At 74.3% G+C, this 11,636-nt stretch carries 13 protein-coding genes and 1 tRNA gene; 4 read left to right on the top strand and 10 right to left on the bottom strand.

Translation table 11 applies throughout. The features are described 5' to 3' along the window. Positions 1-87: 87 nt before the first annotated feature. The 3 genes from trmB to ACFTZA_RS02095 are packed head-to-tail and all read left to right on the top strand — an operon-like array spanning position 88 to position 3,441. Positions 88-855 carry a tRNA (guanosine(46)-N7)-methyltransferase TrmB gene (gene trmB, locus ACFTZA_RS02085; protein ID WP_378190246.1) on the top strand — a complete coding sequence of 256 codons (768 nt, stop codon included), beginning with the start codon at positions 88-90 and terminating at the stop codon, positions 853-855. 46 nt (positions 856-901) lie between these two features. Further along, positions 902-2,476: a dihydrolipoyl dehydrogenase family protein gene (locus ACFTZA_RS02090; RefSeq protein ID WP_378190248.1), complete on the top strand. Its 1,575-nt coding sequence runs from the start codon at positions 902-904 to the stop codon at positions 2,474-2,476. 38 nt (positions 2,477-2,514) lie between these two features. After that, the gene (locus ACFTZA_RS02095; protein WP_378190252.1) at positions 2,515-3,441 is read left to right on the top strand and encodes a RimK family alpha-L-glutamate ligase; all 927 of its coding nucleotides are present in this window, start codon (positions 2,515-2,517) and stop codon (positions 3,439-3,441) included. A 50-nt stretch (positions 3,442-3,491) separates the two neighbouring features. On the opposite strand, the gene ACFTZA_RS02100 is transcribed toward ACFTZA_RS02095, so the two are convergent. The 8 genes from ACFTZA_RS02100 to ACFTZA_RS02135 form a co-directional block, all read right to left on the bottom strand. After that, positions 3,492-4,412: an ABC transporter substrate-binding protein gene (locus ACFTZA_RS02100; RefSeq protein WP_378190254.1), complete on the bottom strand. Its 921-nt coding sequence runs from the start codon at positions 4,410-4,412 to the stop codon at positions 3,492-3,494. Positions 4,413-4,480: 68 nt separating this feature from the next. After that, entirely contained in the window at positions 4,481-5,212 is a 732-nt protein-coding gene (locus ACFTZA_RS02105) for an ABC transporter permease (protein ID WP_378190256.1), read from the bottom strand. Then, positions 5,209-5,850 carry an ABC transporter permease gene (locus tag ACFTZA_RS02110; protein WP_378190258.1) on the bottom strand — a complete coding sequence of 214 codons (642 nt, stop codon included), beginning with the start codon at positions 5,848-5,850 and terminating at the stop codon, positions 5,209-5,211. Before ACFTZA_RS02110 ends, ACFTZA_RS02105 begins: the two co-directional genes overlap by 4 nt. After that, entirely contained in the window at positions 5,847-6,668 is an 822-nt protein-coding gene (locus tag ACFTZA_RS02115) for an ABC transporter ATP-binding protein (protein WP_378190260.1), read from the bottom strand. Before ACFTZA_RS02115 ends, ACFTZA_RS02110 begins: the two co-directional genes overlap by 4 nt. A gap of 169 nt (positions 6,669-6,837) precedes the next feature. Then, complete coding sequence (locus ACFTZA_RS02120) at positions 6,838-7,473, bottom strand: GyrI-like domain-containing protein (RefSeq protein WP_378190262.1); 636 nt, start codon at positions 7,471-7,473, stop codon at positions 6,838-6,840. Positions 7,474-7,591: 118 nt separating this feature from the next. Continuing rightward, positions 7,592-7,667: transfer RNA gene (locus ACFTZA_RS02125), tRNA-His, on the bottom strand. A gap of 80 nt (positions 7,668-7,747) precedes the next feature. Then, a complete protein-coding gene (orn, locus tag ACFTZA_RS02130) occupies positions 7,748-8,455 on the bottom strand; it encodes an oligoribonuclease (RefSeq protein WP_378190264.1) in 708 nt (235 codons plus the stop codon). 146 nt (positions 8,456-8,601) lie between these two features. After that, positions 8,602-8,751 carry a hypothetical protein gene (locus tag ACFTZA_RS02135; protein ID WP_378190266.1) on the bottom strand — a complete coding sequence of 50 codons (150 nt, stop codon included), beginning with the start codon at positions 8,749-8,751 and terminating at the stop codon, positions 8,602-8,604. A 276-nt stretch (positions 8,752-9,027) separates the two neighbouring features. On the opposite strand from ACFTZA_RS02135, the gene ACFTZA_RS02140 reads away from it, so the two are divergent. After that, positions 9,028-9,528, top strand: coding sequence for an Hsp20/alpha crystallin family protein (locus ACFTZA_RS02140; protein WP_378190268.1), 501 nt, complete (start codon positions 9,028-9,030; stop codon positions 9,526-9,528). A gap of 30 nt (positions 9,529-9,558) precedes the next feature. On the opposite strand, the gene ACFTZA_RS02145 is transcribed toward ACFTZA_RS02140, so the two are convergent. Both ACFTZA_RS02145 and ACFTZA_RS02150 read right to left on the bottom strand, forming a co-directional pair. Then, positions 9,559-10,341 (bottom strand): FHA domain-containing protein, encoded by a 783-nt coding sequence (locus ACFTZA_RS02145; RefSeq protein ID WP_378190271.1) that lies wholly within the window; start codon positions 10,339-10,341, stop codon positions 9,559-9,561. After that, positions 10,338-11,618 (bottom strand): VWA domain-containing protein, encoded by a 1,281-nt coding sequence (locus tag ACFTZA_RS02150; RefSeq protein ID WP_378190273.1) that lies wholly within the window; start codon positions 11,616-11,618, stop codon positions 10,338-10,340. Before ACFTZA_RS02150 ends, ACFTZA_RS02145 begins: the two co-directional genes overlap by 4 nt. Positions 11,619-11,636 lie beyond the last annotated feature (18 nt).

Consider the following 11,636-nt stretch of genomic DNA (forward strand, 5'->3'; position numbering starts at 1 on the left):
CGGGGCGCGGCGCACGCCGCGGCCCGTGACGACGGCGGCCCGCACGTCCCGTACCGGGCGTGCGGGCCGTCGCCGTACCCTGGTCCGGTGCCCGAGCCCACCCCCGCCCCGACGACCCCCCGATTCCGCACGCAGCCGGTGTCGTTCGTGCGCCGCAGCGGTCGCCTCGGCGCGCGCCAGCAGCGCGCGTGGGACGCGCACGCCGACCGCTACCTCCTCGAGGTCCCGCGCGACGTCGCGCGCACGTCGGTCGACCCGTCGTTCGTCGTCGACCCGCAGGTGCTGTTCGGGCGGACGGCCCCGCTCGTCGTCGAGATCGGCTCGGGGCAGGGCGAGGCGGTCGTCGCCGCCGCGGAGGCGGACCCGGCCACGGACTTCCTCGCCGTCGAGGTGTACACGCCCGGCCTGGCGCAGACGGTGCTGCGCGCCGCGCAGCGCGACCTGACGAACCTGCGGCTCGTGCAGGTCAACGCCGTCGAGCTCCTCGCCACGACGCTCCCGGAGGGCGGCGTCGACGAGCTGTGGGTGTTCTTCCCCGACCCGTGGCACAAGTCGCGGCACCACAAGCGCCGGCTCGTGACGGCGTCGTTCGCCGAGCTCGCCGTGCGCGTCCTGCGCGCCCCGACGGAGGGCATGACGGAGGGCACGGCGGGGGGCACCCTGCGCCTCGCGACGGACTGGGCGGAGTACGCCGAGCAGATGGTCCAGGTGCTCGACGCTGAGCCCGGCCTGCGCAACGTCCACGGGACCGGCGGCGTCGCGCCGCGGTTCGACGGGCGCGTCCTCACGGGCTTCGAGCGCAAGGGCACAGCGGCCGGTCGCGTCATCACCGACCTGGAGTACGTGCGCGTCTGAGGTCCGTCGGTGAGCGCTCGACGCTCCGGACCGCCACCATGGGGGCATGACGACGGACATCCCGACCGGTACCCCGACCGCTCACGACACCGACCCCGCGGGCGGTGCGACCGACACCTTCGACGTGATCGTCGTCGGCGGCGGACCGGTCGGCGAGAACGTCGCGGACCGCGCCGGCCGGACCGGCCTGTCGGTGGCGCTCGTGGAGGCGGAGCTCGTCGGCGGCGAGTGCTCCTACTGGGCGTGCATCCCGTCCAAGACGCTGCTGCGACCCGGCGCGGTGCGCGCCGAGGCGGCCGGCGTACCGGGCGCCCGGGTGGACGCGGACCTCGACGTGCCCGCCGTGCTCGCGCGACGCGACGCGATGGTGTCCGACTGGGACGACGCGGGCCAGGTGAAGTGGGTCGAGGGCGCGGGCATCACGCTCGTGCGCGGCCTCGGCCGGCTGGTCGGGCCGCGCCGCGTCGAGGTGGTCGCCGAGGACGCCGACGCGGACGTCGACGACCTGCCCCGCTCGCGCGTGCTCGAGGCGCGCGACGCGGTCGTCGTCGCGACCGGCAGCGTGCCCGTCCTGCCCGACGTGCCGGGCCTCGCCGAGGTCAACCCGTGGACGAGCCGCGAGGCGACCGGGGTCGAGGACGTGCCGGAGAGCCTCGCGATCGTCGGCGGCGGTGTGGTCGCGTGCGAGATGGCCTTCGCACTCACCGACCTCGGCGCGCAGGTCACCGTCCTCGCCCGGGGCGGGCTCCTGGAGCGCACCGAGCCCTGGGCGGGCGAGGCCGTCGCGGCCTCGCTGCGCGAGCTCGGCGTCGACGTGCGGCTCGGGGTCGAGGCGAGCGCGGTGGAGGCGCTGCCCGACGGCGGCGCGCGCCTCGTGCTCGAGCCCACCGGCAGGGGCGGGGACGAGGCGCCCGACCTCGGGACCGTCGACGTCGCCCGGGTGCTCGTGGCGACGGGCCGCGCCCCGCGCACGCAGGACGTCGGCGTCGAGACGTTCGGCCTGACGCCCGGGCGCGGGCTCGACGTCGACGACACCATGCTCGTGCGCGGTGTCGAGGGCGGCTGGCTCTACGCCGCGGGCGACGTCACCGGGCGCGTCGCGACGACGCACCAGGGCAAGTACCAGGGACGTGTCGCCGGCGACGTGGTCGCCGCACGGTTCGGCGGCGCCGACGCGCCCGACGCGCCGACCGCGGGGGAGTCCGCGCCGCCGGCGGGCGAGGAGCCGCGCCCGTGGACGCGGTACGCCGCGACCGCCGACCACGTCGCGTCGCCCCAGGTCGTGTTCACACGCCCCGAGGTGGCCGCCGTCGGGCACACCGAGCGCAGCGCGCGCGACGCCGGCCTCGACGTGCGGGTCGCGCGCTACGACCTCGCGAACGTCTCCGGGGCCGCCGTGCGCGCCACCGGCTACGCGGGCACCGCGCAGATCGTGGTCGACGCGGCCCGGGAGGTGGTCGTGGGGGCGACGTTCGTCGGCCCGGACGCGGCGGAGATGCTCCACGCCGCGACCATCGCCGTCGTCGGCGAGGTGCCGCTCGGGCGGCTCTGGCACGCCGTGCCCTCCTACCCGACGGTGAGCGAGGTCTGGCTGCGCTTCCTGGAGGAGTACGGGCTCTGACGCGCCCCGCGCACGCCCGGTCGCCTAGGCTCGGGCGCGTGACGACCGAGAACCCCGCCCCGCGCGTCGCGCTCGCGACCTGCTCCGTCCTGCCGCACCTCGACCCTGACGACGCGCCGCTCGTGCGTGCGCTCGAGACGCGAGGCGTCACCGCCGAGGTCGCGGTGTGGGACGACCCCGACGTCGACTGGGACGCCTACGCCGCGGTCGTCGTGCGCTCGACGTGGGACTACTCCGCGCGCCGGGACGACTACGTGGCGTGGGCCGCGCGCGTCCCGCGCCTGCTCAACAGCGAGCGTGTGCTGCGGTGGAACACCGACAAGGGGTACCTGCGCGACCTCGACGCCGCGGGCGTGCCCACGATCCCGACGCTCTGGCTCGACCCCGAGCGCAACCTGTCGTCCCGCGCGATCCACACGCGGCTGCCCGCGCAGGGCGACTTCGTCATCAAGCCGGTCGTGAGCGCGGGCGCGAAGGACACCGGGCGCTACCAGTCGGGCGAGGCGCACTCGCGCGGTCTCGCGATCCAGCACGCGAAGAACCTGCTGGCGTCGGGCCGCGAGGTCATGGTCCAGCCGTACGTCACGAGCGTCGACACCGCGGGCGAGGCGCGCCTCGTCTTCCTCGACGGGAAGCACTCGCACACCGTGCGGAACAACGCGCACCTCACCGGCCCGCACCGCCCGACGCGCGGGCTCTACCCGCAGGAGCGCATGACCGCGGTCGAGGCGTCCGACGAGCAGGTGGAGGTCGCGCGCCGCACCCTCCAGGTCGCGGCCGACGCGGTCGCCGACGGGGACGCGTCCAGCTTCCTCTACGCGCGCGTGGACATCGTGACGGGCGACGACGGGGCGCCCGTCGTCATCGAGCTCGAGCTCACCGAGCCCTCGCTGTTCCTGTCGCTGGCGCCCGGGGCGCTCGACCGCTTCGCGGACGCCATCGCGGCGCGGGTCGGCACGGACTGAGGTCCGTCCCGCCCGCGCCGCGGGCGTCGAGCCGGCGCAGGTGACGCGGCTCAGGCCAGGTCGTTCTCCGCCAGCCAGTCAGCGGCGATGTCCTCGGGGGAGCGCTGCTCCTCGGTGGACTGCACGTTGAGGTCGACGAGGCCCTCGGGCGTGAGCGCCGCGCTCACCGGGTCGATCACGTCGGCGATCTCCTCGGCGACGTCGGCGTCGACGAGCGGCACCACGTTGGACGCGAGGAACAGGCCCTCGGGGTCCTCGAGCGTGACGAGGTCCTCGGTCTGGATGCGCGGGTCGGCGCTGAAGACGTTGGCGACGTTGACCGTGCCCGCGACGAGGTCCTGGACGGTGGTGTCGCCGGTGGCGACGAACGACGCGTCGACGCCGTAGACGTCCTCCAGGCCCTGCGGCCCGTACGGACGCTGCTCGAGCTCGGCGGGGCCGCCGAGGACGATGTCGGTGTCGAGCCCGGCGAGGTCCGCGAGGCTCTCGACGTCGTTCTCGGACGCGAAGGCCTGCGTCACGTTGTACGAGTCCTGGTCCGTCGCGGGCGCCTGGTCGAGCACGGCGAGGCCCTCGGGCAGCGCCTCCTGGAGGGCCGCGTAGACGTCGTCGGACGACGTCGCCGTGGTCTCCGGCTCGAAGAACTGGAGCAGGTTCCCGGTGTACTCCGGGAACAGCTGGATCTCGCCGGCCTCGAGCGCGGGCATGTACGCGTCGCGCTGGCCGATGCTGAAGTTCCGCTCGACGTCGAACCCCTCGGCCTCGAGCGCCTGGGCGTAGATCTCGGCGATGATCTCGTTCGAGTAGTAGGCCTGCGAGCCGACGACGATGGTCTCGGACGCGCCGTCGCCGCCGGCGTCGGACGTCGTGGTGTCGTCGAGCGGGTCGGAGCCGCCGCCGCAGGCGCCGAGCGCGAGGACGGCGGTCGCCGCCCCGGCGAGGACGGTGGCGGTGCGTCGTGTCGTGCGCATTGGTGTCCCTTTCTGGGTGCCCCCGCGTGGGGGCTGGATCTGGGCTGGGGCTTGGGGGTGGTTCGGGGTCAGGACGGGCTCGGGGCGGCGGCGGTGCGGCGGCGCCGGCGCGGGGCGTCGTCGCGCGAGCGGCCGGCCCGCACGCCGCGCGGTGTGACGACGCGCTCGAGGACCGCGAAGACCGCGTCGAGCACGACGGCCAGCACGACGATGAGGAGCGCCGCGCCGAGGATCTGCGAGAAGTCGCGGATCTGGATGCCCTGGACGATGTAGAAGCCGAGGCCCCAGTTCCCGACGTACCCCGCGAGGGTCACGGTCGCGACGACCTGGAGCGTGGCGGAGCGCAGGCCGCCGATGAGCAGCGGCAGGCCGAGCGGCGCCTCCACCTTGCGCAGCACCTGCCAGGGCGTCATGCCGACGCTGCGTGCGCCGTCGACGACGCGCGGGGAGACGGCCTCCACCCCGGCGTACGCCCCGGCGAGGATGGGCGGGATCGCGAGGAGGACGAACGCCGTCGTGGACGCCGCCACCTTGTGGGTCACGCCCAGGAGCAGGACGAGGAGCAGGACGAGGCCGAACGACGGCACGGCACGCGCCGCGCCGGACAGCGCGACGGCGATCTCGCGACCGCGGCCCGTGTGCCCGATGAGCCAGCCCGCGGGGATGGCGATCAGCGCGGCGACGACCACGGCGGCGAACGTGAACGCGAGGTGGGTCCAGACGGCCTCGGGCAGGGGGAGCGAGCCCTCGAGGCGGGCCGGGGAGAAGATCCAGGCGATCGCGTCGGAGAAGAGGTTCATGCGCGCGCCCTCCGCGTCCAGGGCAGCAGCAGCCGGCCGACGAGGACGAGCAGCCCGTCGACGACGAGGGCGATCACGACGACGGCGACGACGCCCGCGAGGATCTCCTCGACGATCTGGCGCTGGTACCCGTTCGTGAACAGGTAGCCGAGGTTGTCGATGCCGATGAGGATGCCGACGGTGGCGAGCGAGATCGTCGAGACGGCGGTGACGCGCAGCCCGGCGAGCACGACCGGTCCGGCGAGCGGCAGGTCCACCTGCCAGAACCGGCGCCACGGGCCGTAGCCGACCGCGACGGCCGCCTGGCGCACGCCCGGGTCGACCGAGCCGAGCGCGTCCGCGACGAACCGGGTCATGATCGCGACGGCGTAGATCGTCAGCGCGACGACGAGGTTGACCTCGGACAGGAAGCTGATGCCGAGCAGCGGGGGCAGCAGGGCGAACAGCGCGAGCGAGGGGATCGTGTACAGCAGGCCCACGACCGTGAGGACGAGGCCGCGCGTGAGGCGGAAGCGGTAGGCGAACCATCCCGCCGGGACGGACACGACGAGGCCGAGCAGGATCGGGACGGCGCTCTGGCGCAGGTGCTCGACGGTGAGGCGGCCGATGAGGTCGAGGTTGTCGAGGACCCAGGTCATGCGCCGTCCTCGACGAGGACCCCCTGCGTGCGCCCCGCGGTGTCCACGAGGACCGTCCCGCGGTCCGTGGGCTTGGGCCGCAGCGCCCGGGTGCCGCGCTCGATGCCGATGAAGCTCGCGACGAAGTCGCTCGCGGGGTTCTCGATGATCTCGCTCGGCGACCCGATCTGCGCGACCTGCGCCGCCGTCTCGAGGATGACGACCTGGTCGCCGAGCAGGAACGCCTCGTCGACGTCGTGCGTGACGAAGACGACCGTCTTGTGCAGCTCCTGCTGCAGGCGCAGCGTCTCGGTCTGCAGCTCGGCCCGGACGATCGGGTCGACGGCGCCGAAGGGCTCGTCCATGAGCAGGATGTTCGGGTCCGCGGCGAGCGCCCGCGCGACGCCGACGCGCTGCTGCTGGCCGCCGGAGAGCTGGCTGGGATACCGCTCGGCGAGCCCGCGGTCGAGACCGACCGTGTCGAGCAGCTCGAGCGCCCGTGCCCGCGCCTCGCCCTTGGGCGTGCCCTCGAGGCGCAGCACCGTCGCGACGTTGTCGACGACCCGGTGGTGGGGCAGGAGCCCGCCGTTCTGGAGGACGTACCCGATGCTGCGGCGCAGCCGCACGGGGTCCTTGTCCAGGACGGACCGGCCGTCGATCTCGATCGTGCCCGACGTCGGGTCCACCATGCGGTTGATCATCCGCAGGAGCGTCGTCTTGCCGCTCCCGGACGAGCCGACGAGCACCGTGGTGCGGTGCGGCGGGATGACGAGGTCGAAGTCGGCGACCGCGGTCGTGCCGTCGGGGTACGTCTTGGTGACCGATCGGAACTCGATCATGGAGCGGTGCCTCCCGACACTCGGTGGTCCGGCGACCAAGCCGACCACAGTCGCGGGCCGGGCGCGAGCCGATCAGCCGGTGCGGCGCACATCGTGATGCGACCGTATGCCAGCGGGGCGGTACGCCGCATTCGCGCCGGTACGCTCCCAGCGAACACGTCGGGGGCGGCTACGCCGGAGCAGTCCTGGCGGCGCGGACCGGTTGCCGCAGGATGGTGCGCAGCTTCTCGGGCGCGGTCCGGCGCGGGTCGCTGAGGTAGATCTCGTGGTGCGTGCCGACCATGCGCAGGCCGTTGCCCGGGATGAACTCCTCGTGCATGCGGGCCAGCACGGGCGCCTCGTCGTCGAACGAGCCGACGTGCAGCGTCTGCACGCACCTGCCCTCGGACAGCGTCGCGAACCGGACGTCGGCCAGGCGCGCCGGGCGGTTCCTCGCGCCGGCCCGCTCGACGGCGGCCTCCACCATCTGCGGGCCGATCCAGTCGGGGACCATGATCATCATCGTCCAGTGCCACCGGGACTTGTCCCGCGCGGTGGTGAACGTCTCCATGTCGTCCGCCCACCACAGGCCCTCCAGCGGCATGACGACGTGGTCACGGCCGAGGTCGCGCCTGCTGGCGAACTTCAGCGCGTAGGCCACGGGGTACAGGGCGGCGAGCGCCTGCGCGTAGCCGGGCGCGGTGTTCGGGTCGCCGTGGCCGTCGACCATGAGGTACTGCAGGTCGGGCACGTCCACGACGCGGAACCGGCCCCGCCGGGCCTGGTAGGCGTCGAGGGTCCTCTTGAGGTCGACCTTCTCGGGCACGGCGCGACTGTAGCGCCGGGCGCGGGGGCCGGGAAGGGGCCGGCCCGGACGGGGAACGCACGAGGCCCGAGCCTCCGCCGAGGTCCTCCCTCGTGCGGCCGCTCGGGCCTCGTGCGTCTGGGGTGAGTAACGGGACTTGAACCCGCGACCCCCTGGACCACAACCAGGTGCTCTACCAGCTGAGCTATACCCACCAGGACCGGGTCGACACCGTCGACCCCGAGGGGAAACGGTGCACCGGCCGTCGAAAAGTGTACCCGGTCCGCCGGGTGCTTCAGGACGCGTGCGGCGTCGGGGCGTCGGCGGGGCCGGTGACGGTGGTCACGGGTGCGGTGTCGCCCACGGTGCTCTCCTCGCGCACCCCGGTGACCGACGTGGCCTTGACCTGCGCGGCGATGCGGCGTGCGGTCGCCGAGTCGGGACCCGGAGCGGGCACGAAGACGGCCTGCCGGTAGTACCGCAGCTCGTCGATGCTCTCGAGGATGTCGGCGAGCGCGCGGTGGCCGCCTTGCTTGTCGGGCGAGGCGAAGTACGCGCGGGGGAACCAGCGGCGGGAGAGCTCCTTGACGGAGGAGACGTCGACGATCCGGTAGTGCAGGTGGCCGACGAGGGCCGGCATGTCCCGGTCGAGGAACGCCTTGTCCGTGGCGACGGAGTTGCCCGCCAGCGGTGCCTTGCCGGGCTCGGGCACCCAGGCGCGCACGTAGTCGAGGACCAGCTGCTCGGCCTCGGCGAGCGTGACGCCGGCGTCCAGCTCCTCCAGCAGGCCCGAGGTCGTGTGCATGTCGCGCACGAAGTCGCCCATCTTCTCGAGGGCCTCGGCCGGTGGGCGGACGACGACGTCGACGCCCTCCCCGAGCACGTTGAGGTCGGAGTCGGTGACCACGGCGGCGACCTCGACGAGGGCGTCGGCGCCCAGGTCGAGCCCGGTCATCTCGCAGTCGATCCAGACGATGCGCTCGTTGGCGTTCACAGGGCTCACCCGGACAGCCTAGTCGTGAGCCCGGTGCGCACGCGGGACGGCGAAGGCCCCGGCTGCGCGGACCGTGCGTGGTCCGGCGGGCCGGGGCCTTCGGGGAGGGCCGTCGTCCGGGGAGGGGGTCCTCGCCGGCGAGCGGTCGGAGCGTGTCATGCGGTGCGGCGCGGCAGGCGGGCCTGCCGGGTCCGCGCCGGGACGCGGGTGGTGGTGCGGCGCAGCTGCGACCGGCGCAGGCTCTGCTCCTGCAGCTGCTCGCGACGGCTCAGGGCCGCCACGTCGAACGTGATCAAGGGGTGCATGGTGCTGCTCTCGTGACGTCGGACCGATGGGTCTGGCCGGACCCTCCGCCGCCCGGTACGGACCGGACGGACGCCACCGCGGTGTGTGACCACACAACCACGCCGCCCCGCGCGGGCGCACGGCATTTACGTGCCGCGACGTCCTCGTCGGCACCCCTTGGCACTCACCGGGTGAGAGTGCTAGAACGGGACGTGTAGCCGCCGCGGGGCGCCTGCCTCGCGGAGCACCGACCGGTCCCGGACCGTCCGGGACCGCCGACGAGGAGGTGATGAGGTGTGGCTGCGATGACCGACCCGTTCACGAGCACCCTGGACGCGATGGACCGTCTCGTGAGCCAGATGGCTCCCGGCGGCAGGGTCTCCGCCGCGTCCTCCGCGATGCCGCTCGACCTGTTCCGCGCGGGGGACCACTACGTCCTGACGATGGACCTGCCGGGGGTCGACCCGGGGACGATCGACGTCTCCGTGGACGACCGAACCCTGACGGTCCGGGCCGAGCGCAGCCCGCGCACCGACCCTGACGTGCAGTGGCTGGCGCGGGAGCGCCCCTCCGGCACGTTCGCGCGCCAGCTCACGGTCGGCCGGGGCCTCGCGCTCGACCGGATCACGGCCTCCTACGAGGACGGCGTCCTGTCGCTGACGATCCCCGTCGCCGAGGAGGCCCGGCCGCGTCGCATCGAGGTCGCGCACCGCGCGGGCGGCGGTGCGACGCAGATCGACGCGGGCCCGGACGAGGCGTCGCGCACCGTCACGGACCCGCCCGCCACGCAGGGGTGACGCCCACGCGGCGGGGCTGATCTCTCGGGCTCAGACCTCGCCGGGGAGCGCCTTGCGCACGACCAGGCGGGTCCACGCCCCGAGGTACACCCGGTCCCCGTCGTCCAGCTCGCGCCGCTGGCCGGCGGGGACCGGCTCGTCCGGCAGCGGTTCGCCCGCGGGGCTGACGTACGTGCCGTTGGACGACTGCAGGTCCTCGACCCACCAGCGCTGGCCGTCCGTGCTCAGCTGGCAGTGCCGGCGCGAGACGCCCGTGTCCGCCCCGCAGTCGACCTGGGGGTGGATGCCGCGCGACGCCGACGGGCGGCCGACGAGCACGCTGCGCTCGCGGAGCACCACGAGGCCGGGCAGACCGGCGGACGGCATGGGGTCCTCCGGCTGCTGGGCGGCGTACCAGTCGGGGTCGACCCAGATCTCGACGACCCACTGGTCCGGTCCCGGCACCGCCGGGGTGGGCAGGTGGGTCGCCGGAGCGGGGGACGGCTCCGAGGGCGTCGACGGCGCCGGGGTGGACGACGGCGTCGGCGGGTCCAGCGAGAGGGCCGAGGGCGGCTCGACCGGCTCCGGGACGGCGCCGGTCGTGAAGTCGTACCCGCAGCTCTCGCAGAACAGCGCGCCGGCCGCCGCCTCGGCGCCGCAGTGCGGGCAGGTCGTGCTCGCGGGGGCCGACGACGCGGCGGGGCCCTCCGGCGCGGGCTCGGCCGGGGCGGCGGGAGCGGGCGGTGCGGCCGGAGCCGTCAGAGGCTCGCCGCAGACGTCGCAGTAGTCCGTCGCCGTGGAGGTGTGTCCGTTGGGGCAGACGACGGGGCTCATCGACGCACCCGCGTCGTCTTCGTCGAGGCGGTGTCGAGCGCCATCTCGTCGAGCTTGTCCGTGTTGCGCTTGAGCCGCACCGTGCCCTGCTCCTCGCTGTCGACGTCGACCACCTTGCGCAGGCGCGTCGTCGCCTCGGCGTTGCCGGTCTGCTGCGCGAGCTGGACGGCGCGGCCGAGCTTGACCGTGGCCGTCGCCTCGTCGCCGGCCGCCTTCGCCGCCAGACCTTCCTGGATGGCCGCCGCGAGCTCGGTCTGGCCGGTGTAGTGCGCGACCTCGGCGTTGATGCGCGTGGTGAGCGACTCGTCGTCGGACCACCGGGCCTTGACGAGGCCCGACGCGACGACCTCGCCCTGCACCGCGAGCTGGACGCGCGCGGCGAGCTGTTCGGAGCCCACCGGCTTCGACGCGACCCGGACGGCGACGTGGTAGTCGCGCGACTCGTCGCCCCACGACCCGGTCGGGTAGGCCCCGGTGAGCGCGTTGACCTCCGACCGCCGCGCCGTGAGGTCCTCGACGGTCGGGGCGACCTGACGGACGAACAGGACCTGCGCACCCTGCGGCGCCCACACGCGCAGGTCGGCCGACGCGACGCCACGCCCCATCGACGCGCGCATGAGCGCCTCGAAGTCCGCCGCGATCTCGCTCGGGTCCGCGATGAGGTCCACCGTGCCGAGCAGCGCCGTCGCGATCTCGCGCAGCTCGTCGACCTGCCAGCGGGAGCCGACGCCGCGCGCGTCGCACTGGAAGCGGCCCGTGACGTCCCGGACGGCGGCGGAGAGGTTGGCGCGCGGCTCGGACTCGTTCTTGCCGTCCGTGAGCAGGATCGCGTGCCGCTGCGTGGCCTGCGGCACGGTCTCGAAGAGCTGGTCGGCCAGGCGCAGCCAGGTGCTCATCGCGGTGCCGCCGCCCGGCGCCATCATCGAGATCGCCCGCTTCGCCTCCGCGCGGGCGCCCGGCTCCATCTGCACCATCGCCATCCGGGCGTTCGGGTACGGGAACGCCCGGTTCGCGACGTGGCTGCCGCCGACGATCGCGAACCACGTGCCGTCGAGGATCTGGTCGACGGCGACCTGCGCCGCGTGCTTGGCGGCCTCGATGTTGCGCCCGGACATCGACCCCGACGTGTCGACCATGATGATCTCCGCCACCCCGCCGGCCGCGCCGCCCCCGGCCGTCCCGGCGCCCGAGCAGGAGACGGTGACGATCGCGTGGACGTCCGTCCCGCCGTCGGACAGGAACTCGTTCTGGTAGACCTCGGCGGAGAACTCGGCCATGGGGGCTCCTTCGGTGGT

This window comes from Cellulosimicrobium sp. NPDC057127 (assembly GCF_042670945.1).
Taxonomy (GTDB): domain Bacteria; phylum Actinomycetota; class Actinomycetes; order Actinomycetales; family Cellulomonadaceae; genus Cellulosimicrobium.